This is a genomic window from Streptomyces sp. NPDC047043, from assembly GCF_040644055.1.
In the GTDB taxonomy this organism is placed as follows: Bacteria; Actinomycetota; Actinomycetes; order Streptomycetales; family Streptomycetaceae; genus Streptomyces.
In genome coordinates this window covers 144,832-166,646 of record NZ_JBEYVO010000021.1, presented here as the reverse complement: position 1 = coordinate 166,646, position 21,815 = coordinate 144,832, and the positions used below count along the sequence as shown (strand labels likewise).

General features: G+C 69.9%; 17 protein-coding genes. 10 read left to right on the top strand and 7 right to left on the bottom strand.

Features of this window, described 5'->3' with window-relative positions:
• Positions 1-95: 95 nt before the first annotated feature.
• The gene (locus ABZ880_RS30995; protein WP_361269351.1) at positions 96-758 is read left to right on the top strand and encodes a haloacid dehalogenase-like hydrolase; all 663 of its coding nucleotides are present in this window, start codon (positions 96-98) and stop codon (positions 756-758) included.
• On the opposite strand, the gene ABZ880_RS30990 is transcribed toward ABZ880_RS30995, so the two are convergent.
• The 3 genes from ABZ880_RS30990 to ABZ880_RS30980 form a co-directional block, all read right to left on the bottom strand.
• A complete protein-coding gene (locus ABZ880_RS30990) occupies positions 742-891 on the bottom strand; it encodes a hypothetical protein (protein WP_361269349.1) in 150 nt (49 codons plus the stop codon). The genes ABZ880_RS30995 and ABZ880_RS30990 overlap by 17 nt on opposite strands.
• Before the next feature lie 41 nt (positions 892-932).
• Entirely contained in the window at positions 933-1,394 is a 462-nt protein-coding gene (locus ABZ880_RS30985) for a hypothetical protein (RefSeq protein ID WP_361269346.1), read from the bottom strand.
• Positions 1,395-1,555: 161 nt separating this feature from the next.
• Positions 1,556-2,494 carry a hypothetical protein gene (locus ABZ880_RS30980; RefSeq protein WP_361269344.1) on the bottom strand — a complete coding sequence of 313 codons (939 nt, stop codon included), beginning with the start codon at positions 2,492-2,494 and terminating at the stop codon, positions 1,556-1,558.
• A gap of 333 nt (positions 2,495-2,827) precedes the next feature.
• Here ABZ880_RS30980 and ABZ880_RS30975 point away from each other — a divergent pair, with 333 nt between their 5' ends.
• The 4 genes from ABZ880_RS30975 (at position 2,828) to ABZ880_RS30960 (ending at position 13,328) form a co-directional block, all read left to right on the top strand.
• Positions 2,828-6,412 (top strand): BTAD domain-containing putative transcriptional regulator, encoded by a 3,585-nt coding sequence (locus ABZ880_RS30975; protein WP_361269341.1) that lies wholly within the window; start codon positions 2,828-2,830, stop codon positions 6,410-6,412.
• A gap of 486 nt (positions 6,413-6,898) precedes the next feature.
• Positions 6,899-8,149, top strand: a complete 1,251-nt coding sequence (locus ABZ880_RS30970; protein WP_361269500.1) for an MFS transporter — start codon at positions 6,899-6,901, stop codon at positions 8,147-8,149.
• Between the two features lie 132 nt (positions 8,150-8,281).
• Positions 8,282-10,354, top strand: coding sequence for a prolyl oligopeptidase family serine peptidase (locus ABZ880_RS30965; RefSeq protein ID WP_361269338.1), 2,073 nt, complete (start codon positions 8,282-8,284; stop codon positions 10,352-10,354).
• Positions 10,355-10,931: 577 nt separating this feature from the next.
• Positions 10,932-13,328 carry a M4 family metallopeptidase gene (locus ABZ880_RS30960; RefSeq protein ID WP_361269336.1) on the top strand — a complete coding sequence of 799 codons (2,397 nt, stop codon included), beginning with the start codon at positions 10,932-10,934 and terminating at the stop codon, positions 13,326-13,328.
• Between the two features lie 69 nt (positions 13,329-13,397).
• On the opposite strand, the gene ABZ880_RS30955 is transcribed toward ABZ880_RS30960, so the two are convergent.
• The 4 genes from ABZ880_RS30955 to ABZ880_RS30940 all read right to left on the bottom strand — a co-directional run bounded on the left by ABZ880_RS30955 (position 13,398) and on the right by ABZ880_RS30940 (position 16,802).
• Positions 13,398-14,612, bottom strand: a complete 1,215-nt coding sequence (locus ABZ880_RS30955) for a glycoside hydrolase family 64 protein (RefSeq protein WP_361269333.1) — start codon at positions 14,610-14,612, stop codon at positions 13,398-13,400.
• Between the two features lie 201 nt (positions 14,613-14,813).
• Positions 14,814-15,569, bottom strand: coding sequence for a dienelactone hydrolase family protein (locus tag ABZ880_RS30950; protein ID WP_361269331.1), 756 nt, complete (start codon positions 15,567-15,569; stop codon positions 14,814-14,816).
• A 108-nt stretch (positions 15,570-15,677) separates the two neighbouring features.
• On the bottom strand, positions 15,678-16,298 hold the full coding sequence (locus ABZ880_RS30945) for an L-threonylcarbamoyladenylate synthase (RefSeq protein WP_361269328.1): 621 nt from the start codon (positions 16,296-16,298) through the stop codon (positions 15,678-15,680).
• A gap of 9 nt (positions 16,299-16,307) precedes the next feature.
• On the bottom strand, positions 16,308-16,802 hold the full coding sequence (locus tag ABZ880_RS30940) for an FBP domain-containing protein (protein WP_361269326.1): 495 nt from the start codon (positions 16,800-16,802) through the stop codon (positions 16,308-16,310).
• 94 nt (positions 16,803-16,896) lie between these two features.
• On the opposite strand from ABZ880_RS30940, the gene ABZ880_RS30935 reads away from it, so the two are divergent.
• From ABZ880_RS30935 to ABZ880_RS30915, 5 genes are all read left to right on the top strand, one after another.
• Positions 16,897-17,481 carry a WHG domain-containing protein gene (locus tag ABZ880_RS30935; RefSeq protein WP_361269323.1) on the top strand — a complete coding sequence of 195 codons (585 nt, stop codon included), beginning with the start codon at positions 16,897-16,899 and terminating at the stop codon, positions 17,479-17,481.
• A 4-nt stretch (positions 17,482-17,485) separates the two neighbouring features.
• Positions 17,486-18,673, top strand: coding sequence for an SGNH/GDSL hydrolase family protein (locus tag ABZ880_RS30930; RefSeq protein ID WP_361269320.1), 1,188 nt, complete (start codon positions 17,486-17,488; stop codon positions 18,671-18,673).
• Between the two features lie 413 nt (positions 18,674-19,086).
• On the top strand, positions 19,087-20,154 hold the full coding sequence (locus ABZ880_RS30925) for a tryptophan dimethylallyltransferase family protein (RefSeq protein WP_361269317.1): 1,068 nt from the start codon (positions 19,087-19,089) through the stop codon (positions 20,152-20,154).
• Positions 20,151-20,789, top strand: coding sequence for a hypothetical protein (locus ABZ880_RS30920; RefSeq protein ID WP_361269314.1), 639 nt, complete (start codon positions 20,151-20,153; stop codon positions 20,787-20,789). The genes ABZ880_RS30925 and ABZ880_RS30920 overlap by 4 nt, the downstream gene beginning before the upstream one ends.
• Positions 20,786-21,703 carry a hypothetical protein gene (locus tag ABZ880_RS30915; protein ID WP_361269311.1) on the top strand — a complete coding sequence of 306 codons (918 nt, stop codon included), beginning with the start codon at positions 20,786-20,788 and terminating at the stop codon, positions 21,701-21,703. Before ABZ880_RS30920 ends, ABZ880_RS30915 begins: the two co-directional genes overlap by 4 nt.
• Positions 21,704-21,815: the final 112 nt, after the last annotated feature.

Genomic DNA, 21,815 nt, shown 5'->3' with positions numbered 1-21,815 from the left:
GAACCCGCACCTCCCGAAAGCCCTCCGGGTCCAGGGCGTGCAGCGGAAGTACGCGGGCACGCCCACGGTCTGCGTGCTGGTGGCATCCTTGGTCGGTGTTGTCATCCGATCATGTGGGCGCTGTGTTCTTGGACGTCGACGGAACGCTGGTCCCAGGTACGAGTTCGTCGGTCTTCCTGGCCGGCTTCCTTGGCCATCGGGACGAGTTGGCCAAGGCCGAGGACGCCTATGCCTGCGGCGCCCTGGACAATCGACAAGTTTCCGAGCTTGATGCCGCAGGCTGGGCGGGCATGTCCGAGGAACAAATCTCTGACTGGCTCGACGGACTTCCCTTGGTCTCGGGCATCACGGAGACCGTAGTCTGGTGCCGGCAGAACGGATTGGTGCCCGTGCTGGCAACCCTGGCCTGGTCGCCGGTCGGCAGCTATCTGACTGACCGTTTCGGCTTCCACGCGTTCTGCGGGCCTCGGCTGGAGAGCATCGACGGCCGGTTCACGGGCCGGGTCGCTCGTCACTTCGACGAGTACGACAAACGAGACTTCGCCCTTGCGCAGGCGCGGGAGCTGGGGCTGGCCCCTCACGCATGCGCAGCTGTCGGAGACAGCCGGTCCGACCTGCCGCTGTTTGCGGCTGTCGAGTTGAGCGTGGCGTTCAATGCCTCGGCGGGTGCGCGGGCAGTAGCGACAGCCACGGTGGACGACGACGACCTGCGAAGCGTGCTTCCCGCCTTGAGTTGCCTGGTCACAGCCACTCGCTGAGAGCGGCGACGAGGACGGTCGCCTCGTGGCGGATCGCGCGCTGGTCGTACCGCGTCGCCACCGCAGATTCCGCGCCCGCTCGTTGACGTCCGGGGCGCAACGTGCCGTGGCCCGCCGGGAGACGGCGGGCCACGGGGTGAGTGTGCGGGTCGGTCGTGCGGGTTTGCGGACGGGTCAGGAATCCAGGAAGTGGCCGTTGCACGAGGCTTCCGTCACCCAGCGGTGGGAGCTGATCGCGTTGTCCACGTCGTAGCCGCTGCTGAAGGAGAACCCGTTGAGGCTGCTCATGTAGTACTCGGACTTCTTGATGCAGGTGTAGCCGCCGCCCCAGTCCGTCCCCGTCCCGTTGAAGACCTGGACGGCCAGGCCGGACGTCCCCTTGTGCAGGATGGACTCGGCGTTGTTGGTGGCGCTGCCCTGGAACCCGCCCTGGTCATTTCCCCAGTTCGAGTCCTCGCCGTCGGCCCTGCCGAGGTAGCCCGTGCAGTTGTCGGAGGCGTAGGCGTAGAAGTAGCCGGACGACGCACTGTTCCACGCGTTGTCGCAGGGTGTGGCGGCTTGAGCGCCGCCCGCAGGGACGAGCGCTCCGAGGCCCGCCAGGCCGATGGTGGCGGCTGTGGCCAGGATCTTACGCATGGTCGTTTCTCCTTGTTCGTTCTGCTGGTTGCCGTCTTCGGCTTTCCGCAGCCGTGGTGCTGCGGAGGTGTGGGGAGTCCCGGAGCCGCGGACCGATGGGTCTGCGATCCCGGACTGAAGGCGCGCGGCGTCGGGGCTGAAGGCGCGCGGTCGCGCGGGACTCAGGCCGTTGAGCCGGTGATGTCCTTGGCCCGCTGGAGGGCGAGCAGGCTCATGCGCTGATAGGTGGTGATGGCCTTGGCGTACCGACGGAGCTTCCGGTCGCGGTACTCGGTCTCCAGCGCGTGTGCCGTGTCGGACAGCGGGGTTCGCGTTGCACAAGTGGCCTCGGAGACCGCCAGTTCAACCTCGACGGCATTCGCCTTCTTCGCGCTCAACCCCTGGGTGAGCCGCGGCAGTTGTCGTCTGACGGCGGGCGGGTCGGCGAAGTTGTGGCCCGCCTTGCGCATACATGCCGACCACTCTTCGACCGCGTGCACGAAGCGCTTGTCCTTGACGAGGTCCGGCACGTACAGGGAGGACAGGTTCGTTGCGGTCTTCTCGACGCGGAACCAGGTTGCGAAGTCGCCGTAGAGCCGGTTCTTGGCGTCGGCCTGGCAACTGTCGCGCGGGGTCTGGACCGTGCCGCCGGTGGGCAGTTCGGCGGTCAGCATGCCGCTGGAGGGGCCGCCCTCAAGTGCCTTGCTGTAGCGGACGCGCTCGTTCTGCGGGAGTGCGTTGGCGTACGCGTTGTTCGGATCGTCGCGTTGGACGTTCTGGAGCTTGCTCTTGAGCCGGCTGCCGTAGCCGTGTTTCCTCGCCCAGTCGACGTCGGTGAGCACATATCCGTCGCCTTTGAGGTCGTCGACGGTCGGCAGCCAACCCACCCAGTACTTGAAGCCCTTGTTCTCCATGCACTTCTTCACGAGCAGCGCCTCGGCCCGCTGGAGGAGAATCTGTTCGGCGTCGGTCAGCTCCCGGCCCTGGGTCCTGGAGTTCTGGGCCGCGATGCCCTTCGGCGCGTGAGTGGCGGAGTCGGGCTGGTGGTTGGCGGTGCAGCCGGCTGCGGTGACGGCGACGATGACCGCGCCGACGCAGGCGGCAACGGGTGCTCGCTTCATGCTGGTGTCCCCCTGACTGCGGCGCCCCGGGGGCGCATGCCTCGTAACCGGTAGCTCTCCGCCTCTGCACCGGACGCGTGTGGATGCGTGTGTCCGATTCGGGCGGAGCGGTCGTGCTACCGACACTGCCGAGCGACCTCGCCCCCCGTCGCCGACCCCCTGGCCTCCTTCTGTGCCCGTGGGGCCGGCCTGCTCGGCCGCTCGGCGGTGTGTGCGTTGACTGTGGCGCCTCGACCTGGTGGAGATCTTGTCGAAACCTTGTCGACCTCGCGTGTTCCTGATGTGATGGATATGCGCTCAAGGTGATGGCGTGGATCGATCAGACGGGTTGGCGTGACGGATTTTCGACTGCTGGGCCCGTTGGAGCTGCGCGTGGCCGGCCGGACCGTGGAGCCGGGCCCGCCGCAGCGGCGAGTGGTGCTTGCCTCCCTGCTGGCGGAGGCCGGCCGGCCGGTCCCGGTCGACACGCTGATCGACCGGCTGTGGGGTGAGCATCCGCCCGCCGAGGCCCGGGCCTCGCTCTATTCGCACATCGCCCGGATCCGTCGGCTCCTGGAAGCAGAGCCGGGCGCCCCGGTACCTGACGAGGGCGGCGACCTCACGGCGCCACCCAGTGTCCTGCGCCGCGCCGACGGATACCTGCTCAACGCAGCCCCGGGGCAAGTGGACCTGCACCGCTTCCGGCAGCTGGTCGAGCAGGCGCGCCGGGCTGAACGCACATCCGCCGAACGCGCACTGACGCTGCGTCAAGCATGCGCGCTGTGGCGGGGAGATCCCATGGGCGGGCTACCGGGGCCCTGGGTGGCCCGCACCCGCGAGAGCTGGAAGCAGGAGTACATCGCCGCGCTGGTCGCCTGGGCCGACTGCGAGCTGGAAGCGGGCAACCATGCGGCGGTGGTCGGTCGGCTGCCTGATCTGGTCGCCGAGCACCCGCTGGTCGAGCCGCTCGCGGCAGCCTTGATGAGGGCGCTGCACATAGGTGGACGCGCTCCGGAAGCCCTCACCTGTTTCGCCGCGCTACGCCAGCGGCTGGCCGAGGAACTCGGCACCGACCCGGGGCCCGAGGTACGGCGACTGCACCAGGCGATCCTCCGCGGCGAGGACACCGCACCCGGCCGGGCCGACGGGAATGCCGCCCGCGGCCGCCGAGGCGAGGGCCTGGCAGGCACGCGCCACACAGCGGCGTCAACCACCGCCGGAACGCGTCCCCAAGCGCGTGGCCCTCGCGGCGACCGGCTCGTGGGACGTGCCCGAGAGGTGGCGATGTTCGAGCGACTTCTCGCGGATCTGACCGCCGGTGAGTCCGGCGCCCGGGCACACGTGGTGGAGCTCGCCGGCGAACCCGGTATCGGCAAGACACGCCTGCTCGCCGAGCTGGGCGAGCAGGCGAACAAGCGCGGGATGCTTGTGCTGGCCGGGCGCAGCATGCAGTTCGACCAGGCTCCCTACGGTGCCTTCGTGGACGCGCTGGACGACCACCTCGCATCCGCGGCCAAGGGCGGCAACCCCCTGGACGCACTGCCGGCGGCGGCGGTGCGACAACTCGGCGCCGTCTTCCCCGCACTGTGGAACGAGAGCCCGGCGGCGCAGCCGGTGCAAGCCGAGCGGTACTGGCTCCACCGGGCAGTGCGGTCACTGCTGGAAGCCCTGGGCGGTGGCGGCCGGGGACTGGTGCTCAGTCTGGACGACCTGCACTGGACGGACGACGCGACCGCCGAGTTGATCGAGCATCTGATACGGCATCCGCCGAACACGCCGGTGCTGCTGGCGCTTGCCCACCGTCCGCGGCAGATCCCGTCCCGTCTGTCCGCGGCGCTGGCCCGGGCCGCGGCGGACGGCCGGATATCTCAGGTGGACCTGGGACCCCTGTCGTCCACGGACGCGGCCGGACTGTTCGCCGGCGACATGGGGCCGGGGCGCTGGCGTCAGCTGTACGAGGTCAGCGGCGGGAATCCGCTCTATCTGGAGGCGCTGACCCGGATGCCCTCCGAGCGACTCGCCGCGGCCGCCCCCATGGACCCGACCGCATCCGTGAGAGACGTGCCACGACCAGTGCGGGACTCGCTCCTGGCGGAGTTACAGGGCCTGTCTGATGCGGCGCGGCTCTGCGCACGTACGGCCGCCGTCCTCGGCGACGCCTTCGCGGTCACCATGGTCGCGGCCGTCGCCGAATCCGATCAGGTGCGCACCCTCGCGGCCCTCGACGAACTCACCGCACACGACGTGGTGCGGCCGGTGGGGGCCCCGGGCCAGTTCAGGTTCCGTCATCCGCTCGTGCGGGCCGCCGTGTACGAGGGCGCGGGCGCCGGCTGGCTGATCAGCGCACATGCCCGCGCCGCCGAATACCTTGCGTCGCACGGCGCCCCGTTGGCCACGCAGGCCTCGCACGTACAGCGATCAGCACATCCGGGCGACGAGAAGGCCGCGGAACTGCTGGCGCAGGCCGCCCGCGACCTGCTGACCATCGCCCCGTCCACCGCCGCGCACTGGACGGGGGAGGCCCTACGGCTGCTGGGTGACGAGGGCCGCCTCAGGCCCGAACTGTGGCTGCAGAGGGCCAGTGCGCTCGGCGCGGCCGGACGACTGCGGGAGAGCCGTGACCTGTTGCGTACCACGGCTTCGCTGTTGCCTTCCCAGGCCGGGGACATCCGGGTGCGCGTCGTCGTCGCCCAAGCCACCATGGAGTGGATGCTCGGCGACTGCGAGCAGGCAATGCGCTTGTTGCTCCGGGAGTTGGAGGACGGGGACGGCCGGTCGGCGCACGACACCGCGGAGTTGGAGATGGCCCTGGCCGCCATCGCACAGCGCACGGACGAGTTCTCCACGGCTGTCCGCTGGAGCGAACGGGCGCTTGCTTCAGCGGAGAAGGCGGGTGATCCTCCCCGGCTCGCACTGGCTCGAGGGCTGCTGGCGCTCGCGTGCGCTTCGAACGGCGACCACGCCCGCTCCCGCGGCCACCTCACTCAACTGCTCGAGACGATCGGCGCAGCGCAGAGCGAGCGACCGGAGTACATCGACGCCCTGTCCGTGATCGGCTGGACGGAACTGCTGCTGGGCGACTACGACTCGGCCCTGCACCATCTCGACCAGGCACTCGAGTTGTCCCGCCGTACCGGCAACAGCCTGTTGCTCAGCGACCTGTTCGCCGCATCCGCACATGTCCACCTGCTCCTCGGGAACTTGGACGACGCCTCAAGGTGCGCCGAGGAGGCGCTGGAAGCCGCCTCGTTCGTCGGCAGCGAGGAGGCGTCCTCGTTCGCCTCCGCGGTGCTCGCCGCCACCCGCATGTGGCGGGGGGACAACGCCACCGACAATTCCGTCCTCGAGAAGCTGGTCGTCTCCCTGCGCGCGGTGGACGATTCCGAGCCGACACCCGTCAGGTCGGTTGCGCTCGGCATTCTCGGCCAGGCCATGCTCATCGATGGTGACCCGGACGGGTGCATCCGCACGGTCACCCGCGCAGGCGGCGGTCCTGACCTGCCCAGGTTCGAGGCCCCGACGCGCACTTTGTGGTTCATGCTGCTGTCCGGTGCGGAGCTGGCCAGGGGGGACCACGCCGCCGCCGGCTCCTGGGCGGACCGGGCTGCGGCCGCGGTGAGTCCTGAAGGACCACAGAACCAGCAGGCCTTCGTCGCGCTCTCCCGCGCTGAGATCCATCTCAGCCTGCAGGACACGGCGGTTGCAGCGCGGTTCGCACTGGATGCCGCCGAGGGGTTCAGTGCCTGTCGTATGCCCCTCTACGAAGCAGCTGCGCGAGTGAAGGCGGGTATCGCGCTGGCCGCGACGCCCGAGCGCAGGATCGAGGCCCTGGCTCAGCTCGAACAGGCGCGGTCACTGTCCGGGACGCGTGGCGCCCATGCTCTGTCAGCAGTGGCCGAGGCGGAGTACCGCCGCGTCGTCGAGTCGCCCGCATCCTGACCGGCGGAATCGCCTGCACCCGCTCAGGCCGCCCGGCCCGCCTTGAGCGCAGCCACGGTCTCGACCACGCGACGCCCCTGGTGCCACGGTGGCCCGGCGGCCGCAAAAGCGTCCCGGCAGGACTGCGCCTGACAGACCATCAGCCAACGGCACTCCGAGCCGCGCCTTCTGACCCGGCCGGAGAGCGCAACGTTGCTGGAGTACCAAAACGCCTTTCGCGTCAGCCCGGCCGGAGACTACGGTTCCCGCACCGAATGAACGTAGGAGGAGCCGAGACATGGTCGGTCGTCCGAGCGCGCGTTGACGCAGTTGGCCGTGAGCGGCCTGTCATCGCGTGCTGCCTTCGATCTTGCGGCACAGCGAGCCTTTGTTTCCCCTGCCTGCCCCCGCGGTGCATCCGCCCGCGGCAGTTGGCAGGTCTCGTCTTCGGTCATCCGAGGGGTTGTTGTGCCATCCGCGCGTTCTGTTGTTCCTGTACTTCCGAGTCTGTGGCGGGATGACGACTTCCGCAGGCTCTGGGCAGGCCAGACGGCCTCCCAACTCGGCGAGCAGACGGGCCTGGTGGTTCTGCCGCTGATCGCCGTCGTGACGCTCCACGCAGACGCAGGCCAGTTGGGTGTCCTGCGTGCGGTGGGGCAGGCGCCGATCCTGTTGCTCTCGCTCTTCGTCGGCGCATGGGTGGACAGATGGCGGGCCCGCACGGTGATGGTGCTGACGGACGCCGGTCGCGCCCTGGCGCTGGGCGCCGCCGCAATCGCCGGTCTCCTCGGCGGTCTCGGCCTGTCGGGGTTGCTCGTCGTCGCCTGCGTTGTCGGTGCCCTGTCCGTGTTCTTCGACGTGGCGTACCAGACGTCTCTCGTGCGGTTGGTCAACCGTGAGCAGTTGGTGCGGGGCAACAGCGCGCTCGAAGGGAGCCGTTCCTCGGCCCAGATCGGCGGCCCCGCTCTCGGCGGGGCACTGGTGTCCCTGCTGTCGGCGCCGATCGCTGCCGCATCCTGCGCGGCCTGCTTCGCGGTGTCGTTCCTGTCGATCCGGCGGATCCACCGCCCCGAGTCGATCCCCGACGACCCGCAACGGCCCTCGCGGGTCTGGCGGCGGATCCATGACGGACTGCGCTTCGTCGTCCATGAGCCCTCGCTGCGGGCGGTGGGGCTCGCCTCGGCCGCCTTCCAGTTCTCGTTCGCGGCGACGATGACCGTCTATCTGGTCTTCCTGCCGCGGGAACTCCACCTGTCGGGCACGGCCGTCGGGCTTGCACTCGCAGCGACGGGACCGGGCGCGCTGGTCGGCTCGCTGCCGGCCGCCCGGCTTCCGCAGCGCTTCGGCTACGGCCCGGTGCTCGTCGGCGCGGCGGCACTCGGCGACGGGGCGATGCTGTGGGTGCCCGCGCTCCATGGTCCCCACGCGGTGACGATCGCCGTACTTCTGGCGGTCAACTTCGTGTTCGGTGTCTTCGGCCAGCTGGTGAACGTCACGGTCATGGCCGTGCGGCAGGCCGTGACTCCGAACGGGATGCAGGGCCGTACAGCCGCGACGATCACGTTCGCCGGCATGGGGCTGACCCCGCTCGGCTCTCTGCTCGGCGGCCGGCTGGCGCAAGGGTGGGGTCTGCGCACCAGCCTCCTGATGACGGCGGCCGGCATGATGCTGTCGCCCGTGTTGATGGCCTTGTCCCCGCTCGCGCGCCTGGGCCGTGAGCTCCCCGCGCCGCGGGAGACTCCGGCCTCCTCCGCGTGACGGCACCCGAACCACGATCGAGTTCTGGCTGAGGTCGACGCGGGTGCTGATGACGGTGTGACCGGGCAGGTTCGTCAAAGCCCTGAATTCGAACGCACGTTTCAGTCTGATGTCCGGTGGAACCATCCCTCCGTGGCGACCCCCTCCTTCCCTCAACAACTCATCCGCACCCACCGCTTCACCCGGGGCACCCCCACCCACCTCTCTGTCTCGCCCGACGGCGCAACCGTCCTGTTCCTGCGCACCCGCTCTGCCGACGACCCGGTCGCCTGCCTCTGGTCGCTGGATCTGGACTCGGGGACGGAACACTTGGCGGCCGACCCGGCGCAGCTGCTCCCGCATCCACAGGACGGGGAGGGTATCGAGGCATACGCCACCGACCGAGCCGCCGACCTCATCGCCTTCGCCCTGGCCGGGGAACTGTGGGCGCTGAAGCGCGGCGGCCGCGGTCGGCCGCACCGCCTGCCCGCCCGCGGCCCGGTGTCCGATCCGCGTCCCGATCCCACCGGCCGCCGTATCGCCTACGTCTCCTCCGGCGCCCTGCGCGTGATCGACGCGGACGGCGCAGGGGACCGAGCTCTCGCCGAACTGGACGGCCCCGACGTCGAGTTCGGAACCGCCAGTCATACGGCCATCACCTCGCTCGACGGCCCCCGCGGCCACTGGTGGTCCCCGGACGGCGCCCGACTGCTGGTCGCCCGCACGGACTCCACGGCCGTTCACCCCTGGCCGGCGGTCGGCGCGGAGGACTCCGGTCGGCGTCTCGCGGCAGTCGGTACCCCCAATCCAGACGTCACCCTCTGGCTCATCGCACTCAACGGCCGGACCACGCAGGCGAGTTGGGACCAAGATGCCTTCGAGTACGTCGTGGGCGCAGGCTGGGACCCGCACGGCCCCTACGCCCTCGTGCAGTCCCGCGACCAGTGCACCGTCCGCTTCCTCGCGATCGACCCCACCGACGGTCGCACCACCGTCCTCCACGAGCACAAGGACGACCGCTGGGTACACCTCGTCCCCGGCCTTCCCGCGCGCACCGCCTCCGGCGCCCTCCTCGCCCACACCGATCTGCACGGCACCCGACACTTCACCGTGGACGGTGCCCCCGTCACCCCACCAGGGCTCAACCTCCGTACTGTGCTCGGCATCGACGGCGACGACGTCCTGTTCACCGCGTCCGACGCCGACGAGCCCACCGAGACGCATCTGTGGAGCTTCCGCCCGGCAGAGGGGCTACGGCGGCTCGGCGCCGAGGCGGCCGTGCATTCCGGCGTACGCAGGGGCGGGACCCTCGTCCGGGTCACCCATGGCGCGGACCGGCCGGGCGCTCGGGCCGATGTGCTGCGGGAGGGGAAGCCGTCCGTGACCCTCGCCTCGTACGTCGAGCGGCCGGTGCTCGAGCTGCACATGACCCGGCTCGTCCTCGGGCCGCTCGAACTGCGTGCCCGGCTGCACCTTCCGTCCTGGTATCGGCCGGGCAGCGGCCCCCTTCCCGTCCTCGTCGACCCGTACGGCGGCCCCGGCGGCCAGCGGGTCACCGCGGAGGTGGACTGGAAGGTGCTGGTGTCGCAGTGGTTCGCCGAGCAGGGATTCGCGGTGCTGGCCGCCGACGGGCGCGGCACGCCGGGGCGCGGCCCGGACTGGGAACGCGAGGTGTACGGCGACCTGTTCGGGCTCGCCCTCGACGACCAGGTGACCGCACTGCACGAGACGGCCCGCCGCCACCCCGACCTCGACCTCCGGCGCGTCGGCATCCGTGGCTGGTCCTTCGGCGGCTCCCTCGCGACCGCGGCCGTACTGCGCCGCCCGGACGTCTTCCACGCCGCGGTGGCCGGGGCCTGCGTCACCGATCAGCGGCTGTACAACGCCCACTGGCGCGAACGGTTCCTCGGCCGTCCGGACCGGTATCCGGAGCGGTACGACGCCAACTCCCTGGTCCTGGAGGCGCCGAAGCTGTCCCGGCCCCTCCTGCTGATGCACGGCCTCGCCGACGCCAACGTCCCGCCCGCCAACACCGTGCGCCTGTCGGACGCCCTGCGCGCCGCCGGGCGCCCGCACGAGGTGGTGCTCCTGCCGGGCGTCGGCCACCAACCGGTGGGCAGCGCGACCACGGGCGAACTGCTGGGTCGTCAGATCGGTTTCCTGCAGCGCCACTTGGGCGCGCGCCCCGCCGACAGCACGTCGGCGGCACGTCTCACGGGTCGGTAGACGGCACCGGCTGCGGTACCGACCCGGACCACCTCAAGATCCCCCCGTCCTCTCCGTCATCACCGCACCCACCGAGGCCGAGGCCCGCGAGAAACACGCCCGCCTCACCGAACTCGCGCTCCCGCAGATCGCGTTGGCGGACCTGGCGTACTGGCTCGGCGGCGTCGACCTCGGCCCGTACCCCCTCGGCCCGCCGCGACAACCTCACCATCCGCGACCTCGTGCGCCGCTTCGCCGCCGACGAGCGCAGCGTCGTCGGCACGCCCGCGCAGATCGCCGACCGCATCGAGGAGTGGCTCCGCGGCGGCGGGCACAGTAAAGGAACAGGTGAGACACAGATTTGCCGGGTGCGGTGGTCGCGGTCACCCCCTGCACCGAGGGATAACCCTAGATGCCTGACCGAATGGCTGACATGTCACTGACAAGCCTGCCATTCTCCCTCCCAACTACCCCACGGTAGCGGCACGTTGTCCTCACACGTGTCCGGACCCGCACAGCTCGGCTCGTCCCGGACAGCAGACCCGGCTGCCCGGTCTCTCACCGGCCGCCCCACGCGGCCAACGCAGTAGGAGAACGAGTGAGACGCATCCCCCGCAAGCGGACCGCGGTAGGAGCCCTGGTCTCCACCGCGGCCTTCCTCGCCGTCGGCATCCAGTCGGTCCCGGCGAACGCGAAGCCCGCGGCCCCCCATCCCAGCCCCGTGCGCACCGGTGGGCTGGAGGCCAAGCTGACCCCGGCGCAGCACACGGCGCTCGTCAAGAGCGCTGAGAAGAAGACCGCCGCGACCGCCCGCACGATCGGCCTCGGCGCCAAGGAGAAACTGGTCGTCAAGGACGTCGTCAAGGACAACGACGGCACCCTGCACACCCGTTACGAGCGCACCTACGCGGGCCTCCCGGTCCTCGGCGGCGACCTCGTCGTGCACACCCCGCCCGCCTCACTCGCCTCCGGCACGGTGAGCGCGACCTTCAACAACAAGCACACCGTCAAGGTCGCCTCCACGACGGCCACCTACGCCAAGTCGGCCGCCGAGACCAAGGCGCTGAAGGCCGCGACGGCCCTCGACGCGAAGCAGCCCAGCACCGACAGCGCCCGCAAGGTCATCTGGGCCGGCAGCGGCACCCCCAGGCTCGCCTGGGAGACGGTGGTCGGCGGCCTGCAGGACGACGGCACGCCCAGCCAGCTGCACGTCGTCACCGACGCCACCACCGGCAAGGAGCTCTACCGCTACCAGGGCATCAAGACCGGCACCGGCAACACCCAGTACAGCGGCACCGTCTCGCTCAGCACCACGCTGTCCGGTTCGACGTACCAGCTGTACGACACCACCCGCGGCGGCCACAAGACGTACAACCTCAACAACGCCACCTCGGGCACCGGCACCCTGATGACCGACTCCGACGACGTCTGGGGCACCGGATCCGGCTCCAACACCCAGACGGCCGGCGCGGATGCCGCCTACGGCGCCCAGGAGACCTGGGACTTCTACAAGAACACCTTCGGCCGCAGCGGCATCAAGAACGACGGCGTCGCGGCCTACTCCCGCGTCCACTACAGCTCGGCGTACGTCAACGCCTTCTGGGACGACGACTGCTTCTGCATGACCTACGGCGACGGCTCCGGCGGCACCCACGCGCTGACCTCGCTCGACGTGGCCGGCCACGAGATGAGCCACGGCGTCACCTCCAACACCGCTGGCCTGGACTACAGCGGTGAGTCCGGCGGCCTCAACGAGGCGACCTCGGACATCTTCGGCACCGGCGTGGAGTTCTACGCCAACAACAGCAGCGACGTCGGCGACTACCTCATCGGCGAGAAGATCGACATCAACGGCGACGGCACGCCGCTGCGCTACATGGACAAGCCGAGCAAGGACGGCGGCTCCGCCGACAGTTGGTACTCCGGCGTCGGCAACCTCGACGTCCACTACTCCTCGGGCCCGGCGAACCACATGTTCTACCTGCTCTCCGAGGGCAGCGGCACCAAGACCATCAACGGCGTCACCTACAACAGCCCGACCTCCGACGGCGTCGCCGTCGCCGGCATCGGCCGGGCCGCGGCCCTGCAGATCTGGTACAAGGCGCTGACGACGTACATGACGTCCAGCACCAACTACGCCGGAGCCCGCACCGCCGCCCTGAACGCCGCCGCCGCGCTGTACGGCACCAGCTCCACCCAGTACGCCGGGGTCGGCAACGCCTTCGCCGGCATCAACGTCGGCAGCCACATCACCGTGCCGACCACCGGCGTCACGGTCACCAACCCGGGCAGCCAGTCCTCCACCGTCGGCACCGCGGTGAGCCTGCAGATCTCCGCGAGTTCCACCAACAGCGGCTCGCTGACGTACGCCGCGACCGGACTGCCCACCGGCCTGTCGATCAACAGCTCCACGGGCGTCATCTCCGGCACCCCGACGACGGCCGGCACCTACAGCACGACGGTCACGGTCACCGACTCGACCGGCGCCACCGGCACCGCGTCCTTCACCTGGACGGTCAGCTCCAGCGGAGGCGGCGGCAGCTGCACCTCGGCCCAACTCCTGGGCAACCAGGGCTTCGAGTCGGGCAACACCACCTGGACCGCGTCCAGCGGAGTCATCACCAACTCCACCAGTGAGAGCGCCCACGGCGGCTCGTACTACGCCTGGCTGGACGGCTACGGCTCCACCCACACCGACACGCTGTCCCAGTCGGTGACCATCCCGAGCGGCTGCAAGGCGACGCTCACCTTCTATCTGCACATCGACACGTCGGAGACCACCAGCAGCACCGCGTACGACAAGCTCACGGTCACCGCCGGATCCACCACCCTGGCGACGTACTCGAACCTCAACGCCGCCTCCGGCTACACCCAGAAGTCCTTCGACCTGTCCTCCCTGGCAGGCTCCACCGTCACCCTGAAGTTCAGCGGTGTCGAGGACTCCTCCCTGCAGACCAGCTTCGTCGTCGACGACACCGCCCTGACGACCAGCTGATCACCCGCACGAAGAGGGCCTCACCCCGAGCGGGGTGAGGCCCTTCGGCGTCAGTCGATCCGGTCGCGGTCAGTTGAAGGGGTCGAGCGTCAGGTACGCCTGCTGCGGACTGCCGTCGTGGACCAGTGACTCCTGGTTGCCGACGTCGTCGAAGGCGAACGCGTAGGCCTTGCCGTCGGCCATCTGCGCATGGACGTTGCGCGCGTACTGGTTGGTCACGGCGTCCTGGTAGAAACTCGCCGTGCTCGTGTCCGGCTGGTTGGGGTTGACCAGCAGCGTGGAGCGGTTGAAGCCCGCGCACAGGGTGCGCGAAATCGGGCCGCGCACCTGGTCGTTGGGCGCGTCGAGCAGCTTGTGGCAGCCGAAGATGCTGTCCGCGTCGGGCTTCTGGAAGCTGGTGACCACCGCACCGGAGGAGTTGGTGAAGTTCATGACGTTGCCCGAGACCCGGCCGAAGTACTTGGTGTTGGGCTGGTCGGCGAACGGCGTGACGGTCAGCGTCGTCGACGCGTACTTCTGCCAGACGCGGTTGACGTAGTCGTCCATCACGGACGCCGGCAGGGCGCCGGTCTCCAGGCCGTACCCGGGCGCGAGGGCCCGCAGTGCGGTGCCGTCGGACCGGGTCTGGATCAGGTTCTTCCAGCTGCCCGACTGTCCGCGCAGGGCGTTGAAGAACCCGTTGTAGCCGCCCGACTTGAGATGTCCGGTGCTGACCGTGCTGCCGTCCGAGCGCTGCACCCCGACCGCGTACGGCGCCGAGAACATGTCCACCTGCGTGCTGTTGAGCCACAGACCGGAGTCATTGAGCGTGTACTCGGACCAGTTGAACAGGATGTCGCGGTTCGGGTCGCTCGGGTTCTGCACGGCCGGCTGCACCAGCCCGCCCGTGGTCAGCTTGAACACCAGCTTCTGCCCGTAGGAGAAGTAGATCCGGCCGGAGAACTTGGGAATCCGGATCGTCTTCGACTGGCCGCTCGCCGGCCCGGCGATGGACGCATCGGGCGCGGGAGTCGGCGGATTGCCGCCCGCGGGCCAGGCGTGGAACGCGCCGTTCGCGTCCGCCCAGCCCTGCTGTCCCGTCGAGAGCAGCGTGCCGAGGGTGTAGACGTAAACCGGCTCGCCGCGGCCGGAGTTGTTGGTCAGCTTCAGCGGGATGGTGTCGGGCACCGCCGCGTCCGCGGACGAGGGCGAGTGGATCGCGAGGACCGCGGCGAGCAGCGCCGCCGCCGCTGCCGGGGCCAGCAGCCGGCGCGTGAGTTTGCGGTGAGTGAGCTTTCTGCGCACGCTCCACCTCCGTGGGGGGTTCACTTGTTGTGGGGGGATCACCTGAGGGGAATTGGTCCGGACCGCATTGAGAGCGCTCTCAAACTGGCACCGGGCCGCGTGCATGTCAATAAGTTGAACAGTGGGCAACGCACGGTGCCCGCGGAGCGAACTCCGCGGGCACCGTGGACGATTGAGGAAGCCCGCCTCCGAAGCCGGACCTCAGAAGGTGCGCGCGAGGAGGTCGAGCAGCGCCGCCCAGTGCCGCTCGTCACCCTCCTTGCTGTAGGCGGCGGTGTCCGCCTGCGTGTACCCGTGGTGCGCACCCGGGTAGACCTCGCAGCGGTGCCGTACACCGGCCGCGGTCAGGGTCTCCTCCAGGAGCTGCTGCTGCTCGGGCGGCATGGAGCCGTCCTCGTCGGCGTGGCCGAAGTACAGCTCGGCGGTGACGTGTTCGGCCACCAGATGCGGGCTGTCCGGCGCGTCCGTCGCCAGCCGCCCGCCGTGGAAACCGGCCGCCGCCGCCACCCGGTCCGGAAAGGTGCCGGCGGTGAACAGCGCGAGACGGGCGCCCATGCAGTAGCCGGTCAGCGCGACGGGACCGTCGGCGACCAGCGGCGAATCCGCCAGCCACCGCAAGTACGCGTCCGCATCCCGCATGGCGAGCTCGGGCGTGAGAGACTGCATCACCGGGCCGATCTGCCCCCAGATCTCCGGCCGGGCCGACGGGTCGATGAACTCGGGCAGATCGAAGACCGGCGTACGGCCGTGCCGGTAGAAGACGTTCGGCACCAGGACCGCGTAGCCGGCCCCGGCCAGCCGGTCGGCCATCGACTCAAGATGCGGACGCAGCCCGAAGGCGTCCATGTAGAGCAGAACACCGGGATGCGGGAGGCCGTCACCGGGATGCGCCAGGTAGGCGTCGGCGACACCGTCCCCGGTGGTGATGTCAACGGCTGTTCCCTGTACGGAGGTCATGGGGGACTACCTCTCTGCGCACTCGCGGCGAAGCAACTGTGCGGCCCGACGGGCCGGTCACGATCATCGTTGCACGTACCATCCACCCGGCTTCCTGCGGGTACGGCTTCACTCGAAGCGTGACGTGTCCCCGGCGCCCCGCCGTACGATCTCGGCCTCGCCGTCCGAGAAGTCGATGACCGTCGTCGGCTCGGTGCCGCAGTCCCCGGAGTCGACCACCGCGTCCAGCACATGGTCGAGACGGTCCTTGATCTCCCAGCCCTGGGTCATCGGCTCGTCCTCGTCGGGCAGCAGCAGCGTGCTGGACAGCAGCGGCTCGCCGAGCTCGGCCAGCAGGGCCTGGGTGACGACGTGGTCGGGGATGCGCACACCGACCGTCTTCTTCTTGGGGTGCAGCAGCATGCGCGGCACCTCCCTCGTCGCCGGCAGGATGAAGGTGTAACTGCCGGGCGTCGACGCCTTGATCGCGCGGAACACGTCGTTGTCGACGTGCACGAACTGGCCGAGCTGCGCGAAGTTCTCGCACACCAGGGTGAAGTGGTGCCGGTCGTTGAGCTTGCGGATGGTCCGGATCCGGTCGATGCCGTCACGGCTGCCAAGCCGGCAGCCCAGGGCGTAGCAGGAGTCGGTCGGATATGCGATGAGGGCGTCCGAGCGGATGCTGTCCGCGATCTGGGAGATGGTGCGCGGCTGGGGGTTGTCGGGGTGCACGTCGAAGTACTTCGCCATTGGCAGAGCTTATGCCGTGGTCACCCTGGCGACGAACGCGGCGAGGTTCGTGACGGTCCGCTCGATCTTCTCCTCGAGCGTGATGGTCTCGTGCAGCCGCGCGCCGATGCCCGCGTCCCGCTTGCCCCGTACGTACAGCGAGCAGGCGAGGTCGCTGCACATGTAGGCGCCCACCGAGTTGCCCTGCTGCCCGGCCTTTCCCGCCCGGGGCGCGACCAGCAGCGAGACGCCGCCGGAGTGGGTGGTCAGGCACAGCGAGCACATGCTGCGCCGGGTCTGCCAGGAACCGGCGCCGGAGGAGCGCAGGGCGACGGCCTTTGGGTACCCGCCCAGCTCGGCCACCAGATAGGCGCGGTCGGGAGCCTGGGGGTCGCGCCAGCCGAGGAAGTCCAGGTCGTCCCACGGGCGGTCGGCCAGGTCACGCGGGACGGACAGACGCTTCGCCTCGCCCTTGGTGCAGTTGACGAACGCGGCGCGGATCTCTTGTTCGGTCAGCGGTTTCATAAGGGTGAGGCTAATTTGCCTAAAGGTATTAGGCAAATGCATAATCGTTTCAGGGAGACCTTCAGGGAGCCCTCGGGAAGACGAAAGGACGTGCATGGGACGCGTAGGACTGACCACGGAGCGCCTGGTCCTCGCGGGCGCGGAGCTCGCCGACGAGGTCGGCTTCGAGCAGGTGACCGTGTCCGAGCTGGCCAGACGGTTCGACGTGAAGGTCGCGAGCCTGTACTCGCACGTGAAGAACTCCCAGGACCTCAAGACCCGTATCGCCCTGTTCGCCCTGGAGGAGCTCGCCGACCGGGCCGCCGACGCCGTGGCCGGACGGGCCGGCAAGGACGCCCTGACCGCCTTCGCCAACTCCTACCGCGACTACGCCCGCGAACACCCCGGCCGCTCCACCGCGGCCCGGCTCAGACTCGACCCCGAGACGGCGGCGGCGAGCGCGGGCGTCCGGCACGCCCAGATGACGCGGGCGATCCTGCGCGGCTACGACCTGGCGGAGCCGGACCAGACGCACGCGGTCCGGCTGCTGGGCAGCTTCTTCCACGGCTACTCCAGCCTCGAGCTCGCCGGAGGCTTCGACCACAGCCTCCCCGACTCGCAGGAGACCTGGTCCCGGTCGCTGGACGCCCTCGACGCGCTGCTGCGGAACTGGCCCGAGAAGACACCCACGGAAGCCTGAGGCGATGACCACCGACACCCACTGGACCACCACTCCCGTCACCGCGGACCTGTTGCGCGGCGCCATAGAGGTCGAGCGCACCGAGGACGGCGTCCTCCCGCACCGGCTGCCCGCCTGGGCCCGCGCCCAGTGCACCGACGGACAGCTCCTCATGGCCGAGTCCCAGCCCTCCGGCGTACGACTGGTCTTCCGCACCCGCGCCACCGTCCTCGAACTGGACACACGGCCCACCAAGCGCGTCTACGCGGGCGTGTCCTTCCGCCCGGCCGACGGTGTGTACGACCTGCTCGTCGACGGCCGCCCGGCCGGCCACGGCAGCGTCCAGGGCGGCAACACCCTGAGCATCGACATGGCCGCCGGCACCGCCGAGCACCGCCGGGGCCCGGCCGGCACCCTCCGCTTCGACGAACTGCCGGACACCGTCAAGGACATCGAGATCTGGCTGCCGCACAACGAGACCACCGAACTGCTCGCCCTGCGCACCGACGCCCCCGTCGAGCCCGCCCCGGACAGCGGCCGCAAGGTGTGGCTGCACCACGGCAGTTCGATCAGCCACGGCTCCGACGCCGCGGGCCCCACCGCCACCTGGCCGGCGCTCGCCGCGTCCCTGGCCGGCGTGGATCTGATCAACCTGGGTCTGGGCGGCAGCGCCCTGCTCGACCCGTTCACCGCGCGCACCCTGCGCGACACCGCCGCCGACATGATCAGCGTCAAGATCGGCATCAACCTGGTCAACACCGACCTGATGCGCCTGCGCGCCTTCACCTCCGCCGTGCACGGCTTGCTCGACACCATCCGCGAAGGCCACCCCGACACCCCGCTGCTGGTCGTCTCACCCGTCCTGTGCCCCATGCACGAGGACACGCCCGGCCCCACCGCCATGGACGTCTCCTCCCTCGGCACCGGCCAGGTCCGCTTCCAGGCCATGGGCGACCCGGCCGAGGTCGGAGGCGGCAAACTGACCCTGCGCGTCATCCGCGACGAACTGGCCCGCATCGTCACGCAGCGCTCGCCCGACGACCCGAACCTGCACCACCTCGACGGCCGTCAGCTCTACGGCGAGGACGACGCCGCCGAACTCCCGCTCCCGGACGACCTCCACCCGGACGCCACCACCCACCGCCGCATGGGCGAACGCTTCGCCAAGCTGGCCTTCACCGCGGGCGGTGCCTTCCAGGAGCACAGCGCCTGAGCTCGCGAAGTTCTCAACCACCGGCCCGGGGCCGCTCTTTGAGCGTCTCGGGCCGTTTCACGTTTCCGCCTGCGCGGAGGCCTGCGGCACATTGTCGCTCCGCGCCCAGGGCAAGCATTTCGATGCTCCTCGAAAAGGTGGATCGTGCGCTTGATCGCCTGGAGAGTGGTGCTCGCCCCAGACGCGGCGGTGATCGCGCCGGCCTCCCGTGAAATTCCCGCTCATCCCCCTCAGGGCCGAAGGTTTCGGCCCGCGTGTGATGGGTGGTCAGTCGCCGGTATCGCAGGGGACGGCACGCTTGGAGAACGGACAGGTGAGTGGAGAGCATCTTCTCGGGTGAAGGGCGTTCCATCGGCGGGTTCCTTCGCGAACGCTGGATAGAAATGTGCGACGGGCTCGGCCTGCCGCAGTCCATGAGCGAGCCTGTGGCGGACCAGGTCCGGGGCCTTCTGCGGCCATGGGCCGACATGCCCGTCGGGCAGGCGTGCCCGTTCCCCTCGTACGTCGCCGACGACGGCTTCCCCGCCGAAATGTCGGTGAAGTGGTCCCGGGGGAGACCGGAACTGCGCATCCTGTTCGAGGCGCTGGGCGCCGCCAGGCCCATCACCGCGGCTTCCAACCGGACCGCCGCGGCGGCCGTGACGGACCGGTTGGCCGGGGAGCCACTGGTCGGCCTGGACCGCTACGGGAAGGTGGCCGATGTCTTTGCGCCGGACGCCGGCCAGGACACAGAGCCCGTACCCGTGTGGCACTCCCTGGCCTGGCGGCCGGGGCACCCTCCGGCCTTCAAGATCTATTTCGGGCTGTACGCCGTGGCCCCGCAGGACCGTTACGCCCTGGTGAGCGAGGCGATGGAACGCCTCGCGATGGGCACCGCCTGGGCCGACACTGCCGCACGGGTGGCCCGAGGGACACAGGCGGACGGAGCCGAGCGCGAACTGGAGTTCTTCGCCCTTGACCTGGACACCGGCGCGCGGGCCCGGGCCAAGGTCTACTACCGCAACCACACCAGCAGCGTCGCGGTCCTGGAACAGATGGCCTCGCTCGCCCGGGCCCATGAGCCGGACCGGGCCCGCTCGGCTTTCCGGACTCTGCTCGGCACGGCCCCCGAAGCCGCCGGAAAGGCCCCGCTGACCTGCTTGGCCTTCCGGCCGGACGCCACCTGCGCCGACGAGTCGACCACCTACTTCCGGGTGTCGAGTTTCACCGCGTCCGACGAGGAAGCCGCGGCCAGGATCGGTGCACTGATGGCGCACGAGGGACTTGACCCACAACGCCACCACGCCCTCCTCCGCGCCGTGGCGCCACGGCCCCTGAACCAGAGCCGGGGCCTTCAGGAGCTGGTCAGCTACCGCTCGCTCGGCCTCGAGGGCGACGTGTCCGTCTACTTCAGGTTTCCGCTCTACCCGTCGCAGAGCGCCCAGCCCAGCCCGCCGCCACAGCCATCCCGAAGCACCCTCCAGGAGGACGGATCCCGATGACCACCATGCCCGCGCCCCTCCGGGAAGTCGCCGACAAGAACGAACAGCACGTCCGCGACTACCGCGCCAGCGGCCTGATCGTCCTGCTGGAGGACCCCACGACACCGGCAGCCACGAAGGACGCCGTACTGGCACACCTGGCACCGTGGTCGGACGCGTTCCAACGGATGATCAGTGTCCGGGCCGCGTTCGAGACCGACCCCCAGCTCAAGGAACTCGCTCTCCAGCACCAGCAGGAGGAGATCGGCCACAACGAGATCCTGGCGGACAGCCACCGCACCGGCCGGAGCGCCGATTGGGACCCCGTCGTCGAAGCCGGAGCCGCCTGGTTCGTCGACCAGTTCCGCACCCTGCCCGGACTGCACCGTGTTGTCCTGGCCCACCTGGTGCTGGAGGCCGGCAGCCTCACCTTCAGCAACGCCGGCTCCGTGGCGTTCCCCGGCAACGCCTACTTCGCCCTGCACGACGAAGCGGACGAGGAACACATCGAGATGGGCTACCGCCTGCTCGCCGAGCGGCAGGAGTGGCGGCTCGGCGATGTCACCGAACTCCTCGACCGCGCCTGGCAGATCATCACCATGGACTCCGACCGGATCGCCGAGCTGGCGTGCCGCGACACCGCCGCCCCAGCATGAGCACGCTCCCCCGGGAGACCCTCGATGCCGGCTCCGCCACCAGGGTCGCCGAGCGCTGTGCGAGGGTGTTCCAGCAGACCCTCGCCGACCGCCTCGTCGCGGGCTACGCCCTGGGAAGCCTCGCGCACGGAGGATTCGCACCCGCCGTCAGCGACATCGATCTCGGACTGGTCCTCACGGACCGCCGTCACGATGACGACCGGACCATCCACCGTGTAACCCGCGCCCTCCAGGAGAAGGACGGTGCCCACCAACGCCTGTCGGTGTTCTGGAGCTCCTTGCCGGCCCTGCGCACGGACCGCGGCGACGGCAGATTCCCAGCCGTCGACCGGCTCGACCTCAAGAACAGCGGCACACTGCTCCTGGGCGAGGACGTCCGTCAGGACGTGGCACAACCGGACGCCGACACGCTGTTGACCGAGAGCGTCCGCTTCGCGCTGGAGATACTCGCGACGGGCCCGGTCCTGGCCGAGTTCCACAACCCCGCACGCCTGGCGAACGACACCAGACGGTTCACCAAGGCGGTCCTGCTCCCCCTCAGGTTCCTCTACACCGCCACCCACGCGGATCCCGGATCCACCGACGACGCCATCCGCCACCACCTCGCACAGCCCTCACCGGTCGCCGCGGAACTCGTCCGCGCCGCGACGCGCGCACGCCACGGACAGCCGGCCTCGGCAGAGCACCTCACCGAACTCCTGCACGTCGAGCTCGTTCCGCTCTACCTCCACTACATCGACAGCTGCCTCCCCAGACTGACTCCCGCAGACAGCGACCTGTCACAAGGCCTCACCCACTGGCGGACACGCCTCCTGGACCGGCCCAACCCACACCCCGCACACCAGCCTCCACGGGCCGACCTGCCGGATCAGGGCCTTGGGCACACAGCAGGCACCGGACCAGCTCCACCGTGATCCCGCTCTCCCGTGACGGGACTGGTGAGCCGGCCCCCGCACACGATCCGAGCCACGGGCACCGGGTTCGGACACAGGCACTGAATTCCGGCGCAGCCGTGCGGCAGTGGTA